Below are 18,804 nucleotides of genomic sequence, written 5' to 3' on the forward strand. Positions count from 1 at the left end.
GCCGGCTTTCAGAGGCGTGGCTGACAGAACGGATCAGAAGTTTTCGTCTTCGTCCGTGTCGCGGGTCGTCGACTTCAGCGACGAGAGCTTGGCGAACACGGCATCCGCGTCGATTTCCTTCTCTTCCGGGCGCTCATAGCGATAGCCGAGGTTCTCGGTCTCGGCGGCAGCCTGGAGGGTTGCGCCCAGTTCGGCCGCGGTCGGCAACGGACGGTTCTTCGAAGCGCGTTCGACTTCAAGATCGAGATCGATCTGGCTGCAGAGGCCGAGCGTCACCGGGTCCATCGGCGTCAGGTTCGCCGAATTCCAGTGGCTGCGATCGCGGATCTGCTCGATCGTCGACTTGGTCGTGCCGACCAGCCGCGAAATCTGCATGTCCTTCAGTTCCGGATGGTTGCGAACCAACCAGAGAATGGCGTTCGGACGATCCTGGCGCTTGGAAACCGGCGTGTAGCGCGGCCCACGGCGCTTCGATTCGGGAACGCGAACCTTCGGATCGGACAGCTTCAGACGGTAATTGACGTCCTGTTCGGCGCGGCCGATTTCATCGCGCGACAGCTGGCCGGTAGCAATGGGATCCAGCCCCTTGATGCCCTGTGCAGCTTCGCCGTCGGCAATCGCTTTCACTTCCAGGGGGTGCAGCTTGCAGAACTGGGCGATCTGATCGAAGGACAGCGCCGTGTTATCGACGAGCCAGACCGCCGTTGCTTTCGGCATGAGCAATTGTTGAGCCATGGATATGATCCTTCTATCGTCCGCGCCGGTGTCGCGGGCCGTGGGCTGTAACCACAAATTTCCGGGAATTATGGGGCTCTATAACTGCATTAAGATGAAATTGCAATTCTTCCGGCGCAATGACCGTTTGTCTAATTGTCGCCATCGCCCCACCTGATATGAAGTAACCGAGGGAGCCGTTTTCGTTGCGACGGGCGGTGGATTGCATGAGGAGGAATGGATGTCCGAGAAGCTCTATCCCGTACAGAAGCAGGTCAAGTCCCAGGCGCTGATCGATCGCGATACCTACCTGAAATGGTACGAGGAAAGCATCGAGAATCCGGATAAGTTCTGGGGCAAGCACGGCAAGCGGATCGATTGGTTCAAGCCCTATACCAAGGTCAAGAACACGTCCTTCAGGGGCAAGGTACCGATCAAGTGGTACGAAGATGGCCTCACCAACGTTTCCTATAACTGCATCGACCGGCACCTGAAGACGCATGGTGAGCGCACCGCGATCATCTGGGAAGGCGACAACCCCTACATCGACAAGAAGATTACCTACAACCAGCTGTACGATCAGGTCTGCCGGCTTGCCAACGTGCTGAAGAAGCGTGGCGTGAAGAAGGGCGACCGGGTCACCATCTACATGCCGATGATACCTGAAGCGACCTATGCGATGCTTGCCTGCGCGCGCATCGGTGCCGTGCATTCGGTGGTCTTCGGCGGCTTCTCGCCGGAAGCGCTGGCGGGCCGTATCGTCGACTGCCAGTCGACCTTCCTCATCACCTGCGACGAGGGCGTGCGCGGCGGCAAGCCGGTGCCGCTCAAGGAAAATGCCGACAAGGCGATCCACATCGCCGCGCGCCAGTACGTGACCGTCAACAACGTGCTGGTCGTTCGCCGCACGGGCGGCAAGACCAACTGGGCGCCCGGCCGCGACCTCTGGTACCATCAGGAAATCGCGGCCGTGAAGGGCCACTGCGAGCCGGTGAAGATGAAGGCGGAAGATCCGCTGTTCATCCTCTACACCTCCGGATCGACGGGCAAGCCAAAGGGTGTCCTGCACACCACTGGCGGCTACCTCGTCTACGCGGCGATGACTCACGAATACGTCTTCGACTACCATGACGGGGACATCTACTGGTGCACGGCCGATGTCGGCTGGGTGACCGGCCATTCCTATATCGTCTACGGGCCGCTCGCCAATTGCGCCACGACGCTGATGTTCGAAGGCGTGCCGAACTTCCCTGACCAGGGACGGTTCTGGGAGATCATCGACAAGCACCAGGTCAACATCTTCTACACGGCGCCGACGGCGATCCGATCGCTGATGGGTGCAGGCGACGACTTCGTCACCCGTTCCTCCCGCTCAAGCCTCAGGCTGCTCGGTACGGTCGGTGAGCCGATCAACCCGGAAGCCTGGGAATGGTACTACAATGTCGTCGGCGACAAGCGCTGCCCCGTGATCGACACCTGGTGGCAGACCGAGACGGGCGGCCACATGATCACGCCGCTGCCGGGGGCAACCGCCCTGAAGCCGGGATCGGCCACCCTGCCCTTCTTCGGCGTCAAGCCGGAACTCGTCGACAACGAAGGCAATGTCCTTGAGGGTGCGGCGGACGGCAATCTGTGCATCGCCGACAGCTGGCCAGGCCAGATGCGCAGTGTATACGGCGATCACGAGCGTTTCGTGCAAACCTATTTCTCCACCTACAAGGGCAAGTACTTCACCGGCGACGGCTGCCGACGGGACGAGGACGGCTACTACTGGATTACCGGCCGCGTCGATGACGTGTTGAACGTTTCCGGTCACCGGCTGGGCACGGCGGAGGTGGAATCGGCGCTCGTATCGCATGCACTGGTGTCCGAGGCGGCCGTGGTCGGCTATCCGCACGCGGTCAAGGGCCAGGGCATCTACTGCTATGTCACGCTGATGGCTGGCCACGAGGGAGACGAGGCGCTGCGCCAGGATCTCGTCAAGCACGTGCGCTCGGAGATCGGACCGATCGCGACGCCGGACAAGATCCAGTTCGCGCCCGGCCTGCCGAAAACCCGCTCGGGCAAGATCATGCGGCGGATCCTGCGCAAGATTGCAGAGGACGATTTCGGAGCGCTGGGGGATACCTCGACGCTCGCCGATCCGGCGGTTGTCGACGACCTGATCGAGAACCGCCAGAACAAGGCGGCTGCACCGGCGGCGTGAACCCCGAACACTCCAAGCGGCGGTGGCCTTACCCGGTCGTCGCCGCCTGAATGATCAGCCGTCGCGGCACAGGTCGTGTTTGCGGCCGCTGCCGGAGTAGCCAGCGGCTAGCCCCGCCTCCAGCATGTCCCTGGCGGGATCACGCCCATCCGCCATCACCACGTCAGCAATGATGCGGCCGAAATACTTGTCGGCGGCGATCCGCGTCAGCTTCACGCGCGGCGAGGCGGCTGCCAGGCTTTCCAGCCGCTGCTTGGCGGCCGCAGCAGCGTCACGCCCCGCCGTGCAGGACGATCGCAGCTCCGGCGTATCGATGCCACGCAGCCGAACATAGACTTCGATGGATTGCTGCGGCCAAGGCCGCGCCGTCACCAGCATCGTGTCGCCGTCGATCACCCGCAGGATTTCAGCGATCACCGGCCCGTCTATGATGTTTTCGGCGTGCACCGACACCGGCGCCAGGATCAGCGCCGGGAGAAAAACCAGGACTTGGTGAGGGCGTAACAGCATAAGAGGAAAATATTCCTTAATAGCTGCCGACGTCAATAGGAATGCGCGCCTATAGTCGATCTGTCAGCGCAGAATTCCCGGAGCCTCGTAGCCCGTGCGTTCGACGTATTCGGTGTAGCCGCCGCCATATTGGTGGATGCCGTCCGGCGTCAACTCCAGCACCCGGTTCGAGAGCGCGCTGAGAAAATGCCGGTCGTGGCTCACGAAGAGCATCGTTCCTTCATAGGAAGACAGCGCCTTGATCAGCATCGCCTTGGTGTCGAGGTCGAGGTGGTTGGTCGGCTCGTCGAGCACCAGGAAGTTAGGCGGATCGAAAAGCATGGCGGCCATCACCAGCCGCGCCTTCTCGCCGCCCGACAGCACCCGGCACCGCTTGTCGATGTCGTCGCCGGAAAACCCGAAGCAGCCCGAGAGCGCGCGCAGCGGCGCCTGGCCCGCCTTGGGAAAACGCTCCTCAAGCCATTGCAGGATGGTGCTGTCGCCGTCCAGCACATCCATCGCATGCTGGGCAAAGTAGCCGGTCTTGACGCTCGCTCCGACGTTGACGCTGCCCTCTTCCGGATCGGTAAAGCCGGTCACCAGTTTCAGCAGCGTCGACTTGCCGGCGCCGTTGACGCCCATGATGCACCAGCGCTCGCGCCGCTTGATCATGAAGTCGAGGCCTTCGTAGATCACCCGGCTGCCGTAGCGCTTGTGCACCTTCTTGAGGCTGACGACGTCATCGCCGGATCGCGGTGCTGGCAGGAAGTCGAACGCGACGGTCTGCCGGCGACGCGGCGGCTCGACGCGTTCGATCTTGTCGAGCTTCTTCACCCGGCTCTGCACCTGGGAGGCGTGCGAGGCGCGCGCCTTGAAGCGCTCGATGAATTTCAGCTCTTTGGCGAGCATGGCCTGCTGCCGTTCGAATTGTGCCTGCTGGTGTTTCTCGTTCAGCGCCCGCTGCTGCTCATAGAAGCCATAGTCGCCGGAATAGGTGTTGAGCGCACCGGCATCGATCTCGATAATCTTGGTGACGATGCGGTTCATGAACTCGCGGTCGTGCGAGGTCATCAGCAGTGCGCCGTCGTAGCCTTTGAGGAAATCCTCCAGCCAGATCAGGCTTTCCAGGTCGAGGTGGTTGCTCGGCTCGTCGAGCAGCATCACGTCTGGGCGCATCAGCAGGATGCGGGCGAGCGCGACGCGCATCTTCCAGCCGCCCGACAGCTTGCCGACGTCGCCGTCCATCATCTCCTGGGTGAAACTGAGGCCAGCCAAAACCTCGCGTGCCCGGCCTTCGAGCCCATAGCCGTCCAATTCCTCGTAACGAGCCTGAACCTCGCCGTAGCGCTCGATGATCTGGTCCATCTCGTCCAGCCGGTCCGGATCGACCATCGCCGCCTCGAGGTCACGAAGCTCCGCGGCGATCTCGCTCACCGGGCCTGCACCGTTCATCACCTCGGCTGCCGCCGAACGCCCGGACATCTCGCCAACGTCCTGGTTGAAGTAGCCGATGGAGACGTTCTTCTCGACCGCCACCTGCCCTTCGTCGGGCATCTCCTCGCCGGTGATCATCCGGAACAGCGTCGTCTTGCCGGCGCCGTTCGGGCCAACGAGACCGATCTTTTCGCCGCGATTGAGAGCAGCGGAGGCCTCGATGTAGAGGATGCGATGGCTGTTGGACTTGCTGATATTCTCGATGCGGATCATGTCTTTGTCGGCCCGGTCTGTCTGTCAGCGCGCCTTATGGCACGGGGGACTACCGCCTGTCGCCGTCCTGCGGCTGAAAAAACCGGAGCGTGGCGGCAGCGCCAGCAGCAGCGGTGAACGATGGATCAGTTTGTTGCCATTGTGCGCCAGGCCGGACAAGCCGTGCGGATTGTACCCGATTATCATCCAGCAGCCGGTGCCTTACCTTGCGCTCATCAGCAACAGGAGGTCGAGCATGACCAGCAGCATCCAATCCTCGGGCACCTTCAATCTCGGCAGCTTCACCGTTCGCCGCCTCGGATATGGCGCCATGCAGCTTGCCGGAAAGGGCGTTTTCGGTCCGCCGCGGGATAGGGCGGAAGCCATCGCGGTCCTGCGGGAGGCGGTGGAAAGCGGCATCAACCATATCGATACCAGCGACTTCTATGGCCCGAATGTCACCAACCAGATCATCCGCGAGGCACTGCACCCCTACAAGGACGATCTGGTGATCGTCACCAAGGTCGGTGCGACGCGTGGTCCGGAAGGGTCCTGGGACCCAGCCTTCTCGAAGGAGGCGCTGACGAAAGCCATCCATGACAACCTGACGAACCTCGGGCTCGATTCGATCGCGGTGGTCAACCTGCGCGCCATGTTCGACATCCACGGGCCGGCGGAAGGGTCGCTGGAAGAGCCGCTGACGGTTCTTGCCGAGATGCAGCAGCAGGGCTTCATCCGTCATATCGGCCTGTCGAACGTCACCGCAAAGCAGGTCGCCGACGGCCGCACGATCACCGACATCGTCTGCGTGCAGAACCAGTACAATCTGGCGCACCGGGAGGATGATGCCCTGATCGACCAGCTTGCACGTGAAGGCATGGCCTACGTCCCGTTCTTCCCGCTCGGCGGCTTCTCGCCGCTGCAATCCTCGACGCTGAGTGATGTCGCGATGCGGCTCGGCAAAACGCCGATGCAGGTGGCTCTGGCCTGGCTGCTGAAGCGCTCGCCGAATATCCTGCTGATCCCTGGTACATCCTCGCGGGGACATCTGCGGGAAAACTGCGCGGCAGCGGACGTGATGCTCTCCGACGACGTGATGCGCGAGCTCGAGGGCATCGCGGCGGCGGCATAAGCCAGTCATGTTGAAAGCTCCGCGACGGCAGCTTGTCGTCGCGGAGCTGTTTCGTTGGGCCGGGATTTGGTTCGGCGCCCGGCCTATCGACCGGATGCCTGCGCCGCGTACATGTAGCTGTCGTAGCTGTACTCGGCGACCCGGAACCATTCGAAGCTCTCGTCGCGGAACTTCTTCCAGCCAGGATAGATCTTCGCCCAGGCCGGGTGCTTCTGGCTGTACTCGGCATAGAGGTCGAACGACGCCTTGTAGGCGGCATCCATCACGTCGCGCGGCAGCGGACGAAGCTGGACGCCCTTACCGACCAGCGACCGGATGGCCGAGGTGTTCTTGACGTCGTAGAGCGCCTGCATGTTGATGTTCGCCGCCTTGCAGGCGGTGTCGAGAGCGGCCTTGTAGGCGTCCGGCAGGCCGGCATACTGCGCCTGGTTGATGAAGAAGTGGATCGTCAGCCCGCCTTCCCAATAGGCTGGATAGTAGTAGTTCTTGGCGATCTGGTAGAAGCCGAGCCGCTCGTCGTCATACGGACCAATCCATTCAGCCGCATCGATCGTCCCGCGTTCGAGTGCCGGATAGATGTCGCCGCCGGGAAGCTGCTGCGGAACGACGCCGAGCCGCGACATCACCTCGCCGGCAACGCCCGCGATACGCATCTTGATGCCCTTAAGGTCGGCGACGCTCTTGATCTCCTTGCGGAACCAGCCGCCCATCTGGGCGCCGGTCGCGCCGCCGGGAATGCCCACCACGCCGTAGTTGGAGAGAAACTCGTTATAGGCCTCGTTGCCGCCGCCGTGATAGAGCCAGGCATTCTGCTGGCGGCCGTTGAGGCCGAACGGAATGGTCGAGCCGATGGCGAATGTCGGATCCTTGCCGGTGAAATAGTAGCCGCAGGTATGCGCCAGCTCGACGGTGTTCTCCTTCACCGCATCGATGGCCTGGGCACCCGGTACGATTTCGCCGGCCTGGAACACCTGGATCTGGAACTTGCCGTTGGTCATCTTCGACAGCGCCTCGGCCATGACGACAGCGCCGCCATAGATGGTGTCGAGGTTGTTCGGAAAGCCCGATGTCAGGCGCCATCGGATCGATGGCATCTCCTGCGCAACGGCGGGTGCGGCAAGCGCAGAGCCCGCCGCTGTCGCGGCTCCGGCAATCGCTCCCTTGGTCAGAAAGCCACGACGGCTTACGTCCTTCGTCATTTCATCCTCCTCCGTTTGGGTATCCATGGCCGGCAGATCCGGCCGTGGTCATTCACGCCGACGCGCGTTGCGTCGGAATTCGTCAGGGGTTGGTCCCGCCTGTCGCCGGCGGTGCGCCGAAGCTGGGGGTTGGCGACCCGAAGCTTGGCGGTGCCGGTTCGCTGGGCGGTGCCGGTTCAGTGGACTGTGCAGGAGCCCCGAAGCTTGGGGGCGGGGCACCGAATGTCGGCGCCGCCGGGGTGTCCGTCGACGGATCGGGTGCTCCGAACGGCTGCGTCGGCGTGCCGAACGGGTTAGAGCCGTCGCTGCCGGGCATCGGAACGTTCAGCTGGATCGTCGACGGATCAACCGCCACCGCGCCTGACTTGTAGTGCGTCACGAGGCCCGGGAACGAGATGACGATGATGACCATGACCAGCTGGATGGCGAGATACGGCAGGGCGCCCATGTAGATCTGCCCGGAGGTCACCGGCTGGATCGTTGCTCCGGTGATCCGATCCTTGTAGGCCCGGGTGGGCGCTACGGAGCGCAGGTAGAACAGCGAGAAGCCGAAGGGCGGATGCATGAACGAGGTCTGCATGTTGATCGCCAGCATGACGCCGAACCAGATGAGGTCGATCCCCAGCGCGTCGGCCACCGGCGCCAGGAGCGGCACGATGATGAAGGCCAGCTCGAAATAATCGAGGAAGAAGGCCAGGAAAAACACCAGCAGGTTGGCGACGATCAGGAAGCCGACCTCGCCGCCCGGCACCGACGTCATCAGGTGCTCGACCCAGACATGGCCGTTCACGCCGTAGAAGGTCAGCGAGAAGACGCGGGCGCCGAGCAGGATGAAGATGACGAAGGACGACAGCTTGACGGTCGCGTAGAGCGCCGACTTGATCATGTCGAGGTTCAGACGGCGGTTGAGCGCTGCAAGTGCAAGCGCGCCGACGGCACCCATCGCGCCGCCTTCCGTCGGGGGTGGCAAGCCCGATGAAGATCGTGCCGAGAACCAGGAAGATCAGCACCAGCGGCGGAACGAGCGAAATGATGACCTTCTGGAACAGCTTCCAGCCGCGCAGCGAACGCGCTTCGGGAGGAAGCGCCGGGACGCTCGCCGGGCGGATGAACGACATCAGGATGATGTAGCCGGCATAGGCGGCGACCAGCAGCAGGCCCGGGATCAGCGCGCCCTTGTACATGTCGCCGACCGAGCGACCGAGCTGGTCGGCAAGGATGATCAGCACCAGGCTCGGCGGAATGATCTGCGCCAGCGTTCCAGATGCCGCGATCGTGCCTGCAGCCACGCGCCGATCATAGCCGTAGCGAAGCATGATCGGCAGCGAGATCAGGCCCATGGAGATCACCGAGGCGGCGACCACGCCGGTGGTGGCGGCAAGGATGGCACCGACGAAGATGACGGCAAAGGCAAGGCCGCCACGCACCGGACCGAAAAGCTGGCCGATCGTATCGAGCAGGTCCTCGGCCATGCCGCTTCGCTCGAGGATCAGTCCCATGAAGGTGAAGAACGGAATGGCGAGGAGCGTCTCGTTGGACATCTGGCCGAAGATGCGATCGGGGATGGCGCCGAACAGGTTGACCGGCAGCAGACCCATTTCGATGCCGATGAAGCCGAAGACAAAGCCGACGAAGGCGAGCGCGAAGGCAACCGGATAGCCGAGCAGCAGCACGACGATCAGCGACAGGAACATGATCGGCGCGAGGTTCTCTGCAAAGAATGCGAACATGGAGGTGATCCTGCCTTAGAGGGTCAATGCTTCGGCGTCGGCCAGCGCGATGGCGTCCGGCATGTCGCCGCGCAGGATGGCGATCCGCTTGATGAGTTCGGACAGACCCTGGAGAGCCAGCAGCCCGAAGCCCAGCGGGATCAGCGCCCAGACGGGCCAAAGCAAGAGTCCGCCGGTGTTGTTGGAGATTTCGCCGCTGATGAACTTGGAGGTCACGCGGGGCCAGGACAGGTAGATCGTGATGAGGCAGAACGGGAAGAGGAAGAACAGCGTGCCGAGGATCTCGATCCACAGCTGCGTCCGGCGCGACAGGCGGCCATAGACGAGGTCGACTTTGACGTGCTCGTTGTTCAGCAGCGTGTAGCCGGCCGCTACCAGGAAACCCGCCGAAAACAGGTACCACTGTGCTTCGAGCCAGGCGTTGGAGCTCATGTTGAAAAGCTTGCGGGTCGTAGCGTTGACCGCGCTGATGACGATCGCCAGCAGGATCAGCCAGGAAACCGCCTTGCCGATAAACGTGTTCGCCGCGTCGATGAAACGCGACAGCGCCAGCAGCCCAGACATATCAGTATCCTCCCAAAGCCCTGTCGGAAGAGCCATGGATGCACTGGTACGTCTCGTGTTTTAGCAGAACAAGCTGAGGTTGGCGGCAAGTGAGGCCTGCTACCCAGAACTGGGTAGATCCGGTCGCGTGTCGGTTGCCGACAATCCATTTTCCAGCACGTAGCGGGTCAGGCCTGCGGTCGTTGCGATGCCGAGCTTCTTCTTGATGTTCTTGCGATGCGTCTCCGCGGTTGCCGGCGATATCGACAGCGCATCGGCAATGTCGCGATTGCTGCTCCCGGCCGCAAGCCTGATCAGCACGTCGCGCTCTCGAGACGTCAGCCTGTCGTCACTCTCTTGTCGCCTGCCCGCAAGCAATGCGTCGGAAACTCCCGACGAGAAGTAGGTGCCGCCGGCTGCGACCGTTTCGATCGCCGCAACGATCTCTTCCGTCGGGACGTCTTTCAGGATGTAGCCGGAGGCGCCCCGCATTACCGAGGCCGAAATATATTCGCGGTTGTCGTGCATGGAGAGCATCAGGATACGGGTGTCGGGGACTGCCGACTTGAACAGCTCGATGGCATCGATGCCGTTCATCTTGGGCATGTTGATGTCCATCAGCACCACCTGCGGCAGAGTGTGTCTAGCCTCCTCCAACCCCGCGATCGCATGAACCGCTGTGCCCACCACCTCGATATGGCCATAGGTATCCAGAAGCGCCTTCAGCCCCTCGAGAACCAGGGGATGGTTGTCGACCAGCAGCACCGTGATGCGGCGGGATGCCATCAGCTCGCCTCCTGCAATGGCGCGGCAGGTTGACCGGCGGATTTCGGCAGCATGGCGGTCAGTGTCGTTCCGGTATCGGAGGAGCGGACCAGGAAGATGCCGCCGAAATGCCCAATGCGCTCCTTCATGTTTCGCAGGCCGAGGCCTCGCGACATCGGCTGGTCTCCGCCGCCCGCACCGCCGAACCCCTTGCCGTTGTCGGCGATCGTCATCCGCATCCGTCCCCGCTCGCTCCACAGGCGGATCTCGACGCGGGTGGCGCCGGAATGCCGCTCGACATTGGTCAGCGCCTCCTGGGCGATGCGGTAGAGCGCGGTGCTGGCCTCCGGCTTCAGCCTGTCGGGCGTCTCCGCTTCGATGGCGACGGCGATCCCGGTTCGCTCGGCAAAGTTCTCCGTCAGAGATTTCAGCGCCGGCGTCAGACCCAGATCGTCGAGAACTCGCGGCCTCAGCTCGTGCGACAGCCGCCGCACCTCCTTGATTGCTCCGTTCAATGCATCGGCGCCCCGACCGATAGCCGCTGCGGCATCGTCCGCCTGGCTGCTCGTCTTGCGGCTGGCGAGATCGATGGCATAGCGCACGCCCACCAGGCTCTGCGAGATCCCGTCGTGCAGTTCGCGGGCAAGCCTTGCGCGTTCCTCTTCCTGCGTATCGATGACGCGCTGCGTCAGCGCCCTCAGCTTTTCGTCCGCAAGCCGGCGTTCGTGCAGCGTGATCCAGATACAGGTGGCGAACACCACGAGCACAGCCGGCACGGCAATCATCGCAACAATGGTAAACGTCCGGCGGATGTTCTGCCGCATGTCGGCCTTGGCGGCAGTGGTCTGGGCGTAGACGTCGTCGAGATAGACGCCGGTGCCGACCATCCAGCGCCACTTGTTCAGCCCTGCCGCAAACGACAGCTTGTCGGCCATCTCGCCGCTGGACGGTTTTTCCCATTTGTACTGGTGCAGGCCACCGCCTTCGATCGCCTTGCCGATCAGGTTGGCAATCACCTGGTCGCCGTCCGGATCGACAAGGTCGAACCAGTTGTGTCCGGCGCGGAAGGCCTGGCGGGGATGAACAATATTGTTGCCGTCATAGTCGTAGACGAAGAAATAGCCGTCCTTGCCATAGTCGAGCGCGGTAAGGATGGACCTTACGCGATCCTTGGCCTGTTGATCGTCCGTGCCGGCACCCTCATAGACATCGCGGATAGCGGAAAGCGCCAGGTTGGTGAGATTGAGGAGCTCGGTCTCCTTCGCCTTCAACATGTTGCGCTCGAAGGTCTCGATGCTGCTCTGGGCCAGCCGCGTCGATTGCCAAGTGATGAAGGCGGTGATCGTCAGGATCGCGACGACGAGCGGAACGATGGCAAGGGCGACGATCTGGTGGCGTAGGTGCACCGCTGCTTCCTCCAAGGCATTGGTCAGACTTGATGTCGGATACCACATTTCGAGGGCGGATGCCGAATAGTCGGATTCGACTTTGCCAGTTGGCTGCTGAGAGACAGGGCATTTCGGGCGCGGCGGATGCGGGAAACGCAGCGACAGGCCGGGTCGGGCTTCGGGTGGCCTTGACTTGCCTATCTTGCAGCATAGACCTCGCCATCTGTTTTGTTTCGGAGTGCGCCCGTGAAGCTTCTGGCATCCATCTCATTTTTCGTCGGTCGAACCTTTGCGGCCTGGGTCATCCTGTTTGCAGTTCTGGGTTTCTTCTTCCCCGATACGTTCAAGCAGATCGCGCCTTGGATCGTCACGCTGCTGTCGATCATCATGTTCGGCATGGGTCTCACCTTGTCCGTCGACGACTTCCGAGAAGTGCTGCGGCGGCCCTTCGACGTGTCGATCGGCGTGCTTGGCCAGTTCATCATCATGCCGCTGCTCGCAGTGCTGCTGACCTGGATCATCCCGATGCCGCCGGAAGTCGCCGCAGGCGTCATCCTCGTCGGCTGCTGCCCCGGCGGCACCTCGTCCAATGTCATGACCTACCTGTCGAAGGGCGACGTGGCCCTGTCGGTCGCCTGCACCTCGGTGACGACGCTCGCGGCGCCGATCGTGACGCCGTTCCTGGTCTGGATGTTTGCCAGCCAGTATCTGCCGGTCGACGGCTGGGCGATGTTCCTCAGCATCGTCAAGGTGGTGCTGGTGCCGCTGGCGCTCGGCGCGGCGCTGCAGAAGCTTTTGCCGAACCTCGTCAAGGCAGCGGTCCCTGCCCTGCCCCTCGTCAGCGTCATCGGCATCGTGCTCATCGTTTCGGCCGTCGTCGGTGCCTCGAAGGGCGCCATCGTCCAGTCCGGCCTGATGATCTTTGCTGTCGTCGTCCTGCACAACGGCCTTGGCTATCTGCTCGGCTTCTTCGCGGCCAGAGCGTCCGGCCTGTCGCTTGCCAAGCGCAAGGCGATCGCCATCGAGGTCGGTATGCAGAATTCCGGCCTCGGCGCGGCACTGGCCACCGCCTACTTCTCGCCGCTCGCCGCCGTGCCGAGCGCCATCTTCAGCGTCTGGCACAACATCTCCGGCGCACTGCTGGCCAACTGGTTTTCGGGCCGGGTGGATGAGGCCGACAAGGCCTGATGCCGCAGACCGGACGTTGTTCGACACGTCCGGTCGTCACCTGCAACACATCGAAACGCATGCAGGCTGAGGGAGAGGTCGTCGTCGGCAATACATCAGCGCCTGCCAGGAACCGCGGACCTTGGATGCGGCGCTGGCTGCGACAGCCGCAGCAGGCACGCCACATCGCAGCGCCGAAGCCGCTACTGATCAACGGTCACACGTCGCTCGGTTGACGGTGCTGCACGTGGTGACGTGAGACCTGTTCGAGATCGCCGGATCTCTGCTAAGAGATGAGGATGCCGTTCGAAGAGCGAAAAAAGCCCCGCATCACGCTGATCGACGTTGCGCAGCACGCCAACGTGTCGCGTGCGACCGCTTCGCTCGTCATCCGCAAGAGCCCGCTGGTCGGTGCGGAAACGCGGTTGCGCGTCGAAAAGGCGATGCGAGACCTCGGCTATGTCTACAACATGGGCGCCGCCAGACTGCGGGCGGAGCGCAGCTATACCGCCGGCGTGATCGTGCCCAATCTCACCAATCCCTTCTTTGCCGAACTGTTGTCGGGGATCGAGGCCGTCATCGATGCGGCCGGGATGGTCGTGATCCTCGGCAATAGCGGTGATAGCGCCGAACGTCAGGACATGATGATGCGTCGGATGCGCGAACACAGCGTCGACGGCGTCATCATCTGCCCGGCAGCCGACACCGGACCCGAATTCATGCGGCAGTTTGCCCAGTCGGGCCTGCCGCTGGTGCAGGCTCTTCGTCACGTCTCGGACGAGTTCGACTATGCGGGCGCCGATTACGCCGGCGGCATCGCCCACGCCGTCGATCATCTTGCGGCGCTCGGTCATCGCAGGATCGCGTTTGCCGTGCACGGTCCGGTCCACTCTGCCTACAACGAAAGGGTCGATGGCTTCCGCGACGCCATGTTGTCGCGTGGCCTCGATCCGCAACGGATCATCCGGGTACCGAATCCTGTCGGGGAAATCGCCGGAGCAGCATCGCTGCTGTTTGACGGCCATCAGCAGCCGACGGCCGTCATCTGCTTCAACGATGTCGTGGCACTGGGCCTTTCCGCCGGGCTGCACGATCGCGGACTGCGGATCGGCGAAGATATTTCTCTGATCGGTTTCGACGACGTCAGCGACGCCGAAACCATGCGCCCGCGCCTGACCTCGGTTTCGACGGCACCGGTGACGATCGGCCAGACGGCGGCGCAGTTGCTGCTCGACCGGGTGTCAGATCCGCGGCGTGAGGCTCGCAGGCTCGTGATGCGAAGTGTCCTGCACATCCGACAGACATGTGGGCCGATCGCCCTCTCCGCTCTACAATAGGCAAGGAGAGGTGTTGACGACCGGCCTCGAAAGCTTTTAGATCGATCTAAACGAAGAGGATGTGCGGAGGAGCGCTTCCCTTTCGACAACCGCGGGGGAGGTCCCAAGTTGTACGTGTTTAACTTTGAGCCCGTGTTTGCGGGGTTCGACCAGTTGTTGCTCGGAGCCTGGCTGACCATTCAGCTGTCCGTCGCGTCGATGATCCTCGGACTGATCGTTTCGGTTATCTGCGCGGCAGGCAAGACATCCGGCGTGGCGCCGCTGCGGTGGGTCATCAACGCCTATATCGAGATCATCCGCAACACGCCGTTCCTGGTGCAGATCTTCTTCATCTTCTTCGGCCTGCCATCGCTCGGCCTTCGCCTGTCGCCGGATGGTGCAGCACTTCTGGCGCTGGTCATCAATTTCGGCGCCTACGGCACGGAGATCATTCGCGCCGGCATCGAATCGATTCAGAAGGGCCAGGTCGAAGCCGGGACCGCGCTCGGCCTCTCCAAGCTTCAGGTGTTTCGCTACATCGTCATGAAGCCGGCGCTCAGAACCGTCTACCCGTCGCTGACCAGCCAGTTCATCTATCTGATGCTGACCTCAAGCGTCGTTTCGGCCATCTCCGCCGACGATCTGGCAGCTGCCGGCAATAATCTTCAGTCGCAGACGTTTGCCAGCTTCGAGGTCTATATCGTCATCACGGCGATGTACCTGGTCATGTCGATCGGCTTTTCGTTGATCTTCTCGGTCATCGAGAAGGCCGCCTTCAAATATCCCCTGAGCCGCTAGGAGCCTGACATGCCTTTGATCAGACCTTTCGGCATCAATGAATTCTGGATCATCGTCTATGCCGCACAGTGGACGATCGCACTGTCGGCGATCGCCTTTGCGGGCGGCGGCATCGGCGGGTTGTTCGTCGCCCTGATGCGGGTTTCGGATGCGCGATGGCCACGCCTGATCGCCACCGCTTTCATCCGCGTCTTCCAGGGCACGCCGCTGCTGATGCAGCTCTTCCTGGTGTTCTTCGGCATGAACATCGTGGGCTTCGCGATCAATCCCTGGCTTGCTGCAACCGTCGCCCTGACGCTGCACGCCAGCGCCTTCCTCGGCGAAATCTGGCGGGGCTGCATCGACGCGGTGCCGCCTGGCCAGCGGGAGGCTGCGACTGCTCTCGGGCTGCGCTACTTCAATCGCATGCGCTACATCATTCTGCCGCAGGCATCGAAGATTGCCGTCGCGCCGACCGTCGGTTTTCTGGTGCAGCTCATCAAGGGCACATCCTTGGCGGCAATCATCGGTTTTACCGAGCTTACCCGTCAGGGACAGATCATCAACAATGCCACTTTCAGTCCGTTCATGGTGTTCGGCACCGTGGCGGCTGTCTACTTCGTTCTGTGCTGGCCGCTGTCGGTGCTGGCGCGGCGGATGGAAGTACGATTCTCCCGCGCGACCACGCGTTGACGGGATCAAACGCCGGGGGAGGACGCCGGCACAACAGCAAAGGGTAGGAACATGAATTTCTCCAGACGCATGGTGATGGCCGCAATCGGCGCGGGTTTGGTGGTCGGCGCTGCCGCTTCCACGGCTTCGGCGCAGACGGTCGAAAGCATCAAGTCCGCCGGCACGCTGAAGGTCGGCATGCTCGTCGATTTCCCGCCGTTCGGCATCATGAATACCTCCAACCAGCCTGACGGCTATGACGCCGACGTTGCCAAGCTCCTCGGCCAGGAATGGGGCGTGACGGTTCAGATCGTGCCGGTCACCGGGCCAAACCGCATTCCCTACCTGCAGAGCAACCAGGTCGATCTTCTCGTCGCCTCGCTCGGCATCACCGAGGAGCGTGCCAAGAGCGTCGATTTCTCGCAGCCCTACGCCGGCATCTCGATCGGCGTCTTCGGCGCCACCGGCACGAGCGTCTCGAAGGCGGAGGATCTTTCCGGCAAGACCGTCGGCGTGGCGCGTGCCTCGACGCAGGATACCGCCGTCACCAAGGTGGCGCCGAAGGATGCCAAGATCCAGCGTTTCGATGATGATGCCAGTGCCGTGCAGGCCCTGCTGTCCGGCCAGGTCGAACTGATTGGCGTCTCCAACGTCGTCGCCGCACAGATCGAGAAGGCCGCGCCGGGTCGTTTCGATCAGAAGCTGCAGCTGAGCCAGCAGGTTCAGGGGATTGCCGTGCGCAAGGGGTCCACCGAACTGCTGACGGCCGTCAACGGCTTCATCGACAAGGCGAAGGCAAGCGGCGAACTCAACAAGATCCACGAAAAGTGGCTTGGTGCGCCGCTGCCTGATTTCGTCGCCACCAAGAAGTAAGCACCCGATCAACGAAAGGAGGTCCTCGCATGAGTGAAGTTGGAACGAACGCAGCGACGGATGTGCGAGGAGCTTCCGACCTCGTGGTGCGGATGGAAGGCGTCAACAAGTGGTATGGCGCCTTCCACGCCCTGAAGGACATCGATCTCTCCGTCCAGCGCGGCGAGCGGATCGTCATCTGCGGACCCTCCGGCTCGGGCAAGTCGACGCTGATCCGCTGCATCAACCAGCTGGAAACGATCCAGAAGGGCAGGATTGTCGTCGACGGCCATGACCTGACCGCCGGCGGCAAGAACGTCGACATCGTCCGGCAGGAAACCGGCATGGTGTTCCAGCAGTTCAACCTCTTCCCGCACATGACCGTGCTGGAGAACTGCACCCTTGCGCCGATGAAGGTGCGGGGCATCTCCAGGGTCGAGGCTGAACAGATCGCTCGCCGGTACCTGGAGCGGGTCCGGATCCCCGAGCAGGCCGAAAAGTACCCTGCCCAGCTGTCGGGCGGACAGCAGCAGCGCGTCGCGATTGCCCGGGCGCTCTGCATGAACCCGAAGATCATGCTGTTCGACGAGCCAACCTCGGCACTCGATCCGGAAATGGTCAAGGAGGTTCTCGACACGATGATCGACCTCGCCAGCGAGGGAATGACCATGCTGTGCGTCACCCACGAGATGGGCTTTGCGCGGCAGGTGGCCGACAGGGTGATCTTCATGGACCGTGGCGAAATCCTCGAAACCGGCACGCCCGAGGCGTTTTTCGGAGATCCGAAAAACGAGCGGCTGAAAACCTTCCTCGGCCAGATTTCCTGATCCGAACCAATCTCACAGTGGATGCAGACATGAAACCCGAAGTCCTGCTGCTTGAACCGATGATGGCGCCTTTCGAGGAACGGCTGGAAGCGCTCTACACCGTGCACCGGCTGTACGATCCGGCGCAGGTGTCATCAATTGAAACGGCGCTGCCGAATATCCGCGGCGTGGTGACTGGCGGCGGCACCGGGATCTCCAACGAGTGGATCGAGAAGCTGCCGGCTCTCGGCGTCATCTCCGTCAACGGCGTCGGAACCGACAAGGTCGATCTCCCATTCGCCCGCAGCCGCGGCATCGATGTGGCCATTACCGCCGGCGTCCTTACCGATGACGTCGCAGATATTGGCATCGCGCTGATGCTGGCTGTGCTCCGGCACGTACCGCGCGGCGACGCCTATGTTCGTGGCGGCCAGTGGGGCAACGAGCCGTTTCCGCTCGGTACAAGCCCGACGGGCAAGCGCGTCGGCATTCTCGGGCTCGGGCAGATCGGCAAGGCTTTTGCCCGTCGTGCGGAGGCCTTCGGCATGCAGGTCCGCTACTGGAACCGGTCACCGGTGGCGGATACGCCGTGGAAGTCCTGCGCATCGCCGGTCGAACTTGCGGCAGACAGTGACGTGCTTTGCGTTGCGATCGCCGCAAGTGCTGCGACCAGTAAAGTGGTCGACTCGGATGTTCTGCGGGCGCTTGGCTCAAAGGGTGTCGTCATCAACATCGCCCGCGGCACGGTCATCGACGAGGACGCGCTTCTTGCAGCGCTGAACGACGAATCCATTGCCGGCGCCGGCCTAGACGTGTTCGTCAATGAACCGAACATCCGCGAGGAATTCTTCACCGCGCCGAACACGGTGCTGATGCCGCACCAGGGAAGCGCGACGATCGAAACGCGGCTTGCCATGGGCGAGATGGTGCTCGCCAACCTGGCCGCGCATTTCGGCGGCGAGACGCCGGCGACCACCGTCAACTGACAGGACATTCGAATGATCATTCGCCAGGCCTTTTTCGAAGGCACTATCCGAGAGGGACAGGAGGAGGCTTTCAAAGCCTATGTCCGCAACAAGCTGATGCCGATGTGGCTCGCCTTTCCAGGGATCCGCGAAGTGAGGGTGCTCTACGACATCGAGCGGGACGAAGGCGCTCCAAGCTACCCGATGGTGCTGTCGACCATGTATGATAGCCGCGAGGCGCTGGCCGTCGCGCTGGATTCGCCGATCCGCTACGAGAGCCGTGAAGCCACCAAGGGTCTGCTCGAGATGTTCGACGGGCACATCCACCATCACGTGTTCGACCTGGCACTCGGTTGAGTGGAGGAAGAGACCGGCGGCAGCTTCTGTTATCCTGCTG

17 protein-coding genes and 1 pseudogene are annotated in these 18,804 nt (G+C 62.4%); 10 read left to right on the forward strand and 8 right to left on the reverse strand.

What is annotated here, in order from left to right; all coding sequences use genetic code 11:
• Positions 1-33: 33 nt before the first annotated feature.
• Positions 34-735: a DUF1013 domain-containing protein gene (locus ACR65N_RS20090; protein ID WP_430307831.1), complete on the reverse strand. Its 702-nt coding sequence runs from the start codon at positions 733-735 to the stop codon at positions 34-36.
• A gap of 220 nt (positions 736-955) precedes the next feature.
• Here ACR65N_RS20090 and acs point away from each other — a divergent pair, with 220 nt between their 5' ends.
• The gene (gene acs, locus ACR65N_RS20095; RefSeq protein WP_430307832.1) at positions 956-2,920 is read left to right on the forward strand and encodes an acetate--CoA ligase; all 1,965 of its coding nucleotides are present in this window, start codon (positions 956-958) and stop codon (positions 2,918-2,920) included.
• Positions 2,921-2,974: 54 nt separating this feature from the next.
• Here acs and ACR65N_RS20100 read toward each other — a convergent pair whose 3' ends face one another.
• Both ACR65N_RS20100 and ACR65N_RS20105 read right to left on the reverse strand, forming a co-directional pair.
• Positions 2,975-3,430, reverse strand: a complete 456-nt coding sequence (locus tag ACR65N_RS20100; RefSeq protein ID WP_440458446.1) for a thermonuclease family protein — start codon at positions 3,428-3,430, stop codon at positions 2,975-2,977.
• A gap of 63 nt (positions 3,431-3,493) precedes the next feature.
• On the reverse strand, positions 3,494-5,116 hold the full coding sequence (locus ACR65N_RS20105) for an ABC-F family ATP-binding cassette domain-containing protein (protein ID WP_440458447.1): 1,623 nt from the start codon (positions 5,114-5,116) through the stop codon (positions 3,494-3,496).
• Positions 5,117-5,351: 235 nt separating this feature from the next.
• Here ACR65N_RS20105 and ACR65N_RS20110 point away from each other — a divergent pair, with 235 nt between their 5' ends.
• Entirely contained in the window at positions 5,352-6,227 is an 876-nt protein-coding gene (locus ACR65N_RS20110) for an aldo/keto reductase family oxidoreductase (protein ID WP_440458448.1), read from the forward strand.
• An 83-nt stretch (positions 6,228-6,310) separates the two neighbouring features.
• Here ACR65N_RS20110 and ACR65N_RS20115 read toward each other — a convergent pair whose 3' ends face one another.
• From ACR65N_RS20115 to mctS, 5 genes and pseudogenes are all read right to left on the reverse strand, one after another.
• Positions 6,311-7,426, reverse strand: coding sequence for a TRAP transporter substrate-binding protein (locus ACR65N_RS20115; RefSeq protein ID WP_440458449.1), 1,116 nt, complete (start codon positions 7,424-7,426; stop codon positions 6,311-6,313).
• Positions 7,427-7,508: 82 nt separating this feature from the next.
• A pseudogene (locus ACR65N_RS20120) lies at positions 7,509-9,156 on the reverse strand (TRAP transporter large permease).
• A gap of 15 nt (positions 9,157-9,171) precedes the next feature.
• A complete protein-coding gene (locus ACR65N_RS20125) occupies positions 9,172-9,720 on the reverse strand; it encodes a TRAP transporter small permease subunit (RefSeq protein ID WP_430307838.1) in 549 nt (182 codons plus the stop codon).
• 99 nt (positions 9,721-9,819) lie between these two features.
• Positions 9,820-10,485 (reverse strand): two-component system response regulator MctR, encoded by a 666-nt coding sequence (mctR, locus tag ACR65N_RS20130; RefSeq protein ID WP_440458450.1) that lies wholly within the window; start codon positions 10,483-10,485, stop codon positions 9,820-9,822.
• Entirely contained in the window at positions 10,485-11,870 is a 1,386-nt protein-coding gene (gene mctS / locus ACR65N_RS20135; RefSeq protein WP_440458451.1) for a two-component system sensor histidine kinase MctS, read from the reverse strand. The genes mctR and mctS overlap by 1 nt, the downstream gene beginning before the upstream one ends.
• A gap of 228 nt (positions 11,871-12,098) precedes the next feature.
• On the opposite strand from mctS, the gene ACR65N_RS20140 reads away from it, so the two are divergent.
• From ACR65N_RS20140 to ACR65N_RS20175, 8 genes are all read left to right on the forward strand, one after another.
• Positions 12,099-13,040 (forward strand): bile acid:sodium symporter family protein, encoded by a 942-nt coding sequence (locus ACR65N_RS20140; RefSeq protein WP_440458452.1) that lies wholly within the window; start codon positions 12,099-12,101, stop codon positions 13,038-13,040.
• A 278-nt stretch (positions 13,041-13,318) separates the two neighbouring features.
• Positions 13,319-14,356: a LacI family DNA-binding transcriptional regulator gene (locus ACR65N_RS20145; protein ID WP_440458453.1), complete on the forward strand. Its 1,038-nt coding sequence runs from the start codon at positions 13,319-13,321 to the stop codon at positions 14,354-14,356.
• 108 nt (positions 14,357-14,464) lie between these two features.
• A complete protein-coding gene (locus ACR65N_RS20150; protein WP_430307843.1) occupies positions 14,465-15,133 on the forward strand; it encodes an amino acid ABC transporter permease in 669 nt (222 codons plus the stop codon).
• Positions 15,134-15,148: 15 nt separating this feature from the next.
• A complete protein-coding gene (locus ACR65N_RS20155; protein WP_440458563.1) occupies positions 15,149-15,805 on the forward strand; it encodes an amino acid ABC transporter permease in 657 nt (218 codons plus the stop codon).
• A gap of 51 nt (positions 15,806-15,856) precedes the next feature.
• A complete protein-coding gene (locus ACR65N_RS20160) occupies positions 15,857-16,657 on the forward strand; it encodes a transporter substrate-binding domain-containing protein (RefSeq protein ID WP_430307844.1) in 801 nt (266 codons plus the stop codon).
• A 29-nt stretch (positions 16,658-16,686) separates the two neighbouring features.
• A complete protein-coding gene (locus ACR65N_RS20165) occupies positions 16,687-17,463 on the forward strand; it encodes an amino acid ABC transporter ATP-binding protein (protein WP_440458454.1) in 777 nt (258 codons plus the stop codon).
• 29 nt (positions 17,464-17,492) lie between these two features.
• Positions 17,493-18,428 (forward strand): 2-hydroxyacid dehydrogenase, encoded by a 936-nt coding sequence (locus ACR65N_RS20170; protein WP_440458455.1) that lies wholly within the window; start codon positions 17,493-17,495, stop codon positions 18,426-18,428.
• Between the two features lie 12 nt (positions 18,429-18,440).
• Positions 18,441-18,764: an EthD domain-containing protein gene (locus ACR65N_RS20175; RefSeq protein ID WP_440458456.1), complete on the forward strand. Its 324-nt coding sequence runs from the start codon at positions 18,441-18,443 to the stop codon at positions 18,762-18,764.
• Positions 18,765-18,804 lie beyond the last annotated feature (40 nt).

This window comes from Rhizobium sp. SAFR-030, assembly GCF_059415005.1.

Bases quoted from the DNA above. Each gene is read 5' to 3' on its own strand.
- ACR65N_RS20090 (WP_430307831.1), bottom strand. From the start codon at position 735: ATGGCTCAACAATTGCTCATGCCGAAAGCAACGGCGGTCTGGCTCGTC.
- acs (WP_430307832.1), top strand. From the start codon at position 956: ATGTCCGAGAAGCTCTATCCCGTACAGAAGCAGGTCAAGTCCCAGGCG.
- ACR65N_RS20100 (WP_440458446.1), bottom strand. From the start codon at position 3,430: ATGCTGTTACGCCCTCACCAAGTCCTGGTTTTTCTCCCGGCGCTGATC.
- ACR65N_RS20105 (WP_440458447.1), bottom strand. From the start codon at position 5,116: ATGATCCGCATCGAGAATATCAGCAAGTCCAACAGCCATCGCATCCTC.
- ACR65N_RS20110 (WP_440458448.1), top strand. From the start codon at position 5,352: ATGACCAGCAGCATCCAATCCTCGGGCACCTTCAATCTCGGCAGCTTC.
- ACR65N_RS20115 (WP_440458449.1), bottom strand. From the start codon at position 7,426: ATGACGAAGGACGTAAGCCGTCGTGGCTTTCTGACCAAGGGAGCGATT.
- ACR65N_RS20125 (WP_430307838.1), bottom strand. From the start codon at position 9,720: ATGTCTGGGCTGCTGGCGCTGTCGCGTTTCATCGACGCGGCGAACACG.
- mctR (WP_440458450.1), bottom strand. From the start codon at position 10,485: ATGGCATCCCGCCGCATCACGGTGCTGCTGGTCGACAACCATCCCCTG.
- ACR65N_RS20145 (WP_440458453.1), top strand. From the start codon at position 13,319: ATGCCGTTCGAAGAGCGAAAAAAGCCCCGCATCACGCTGATCGACGTT.
- ACR65N_RS20160 (WP_430307844.1), top strand. From the start codon at position 15,857: ATGAATTTCTCCAGACGCATGGTGATGGCCGCAATCGGCGCGGGTTTG.
- ACR65N_RS20165 (WP_440458454.1), top strand. From the start codon at position 16,687: ATGAGTGAAGTTGGAACGAACGCAGCGACGGATGTGCGAGGAGCTTCC.
- ACR65N_RS20170 (WP_440458455.1), top strand. From the start codon at position 17,493: ATGAAACCCGAAGTCCTGCTGCTTGAACCGATGATGGCGCCTTTCGAG.
- ACR65N_RS20175 (WP_440458456.1), top strand. From the start codon at position 18,441: ATGATCATTCGCCAGGCCTTTTTCGAAGGCACTATCCGAGAGGGACAG.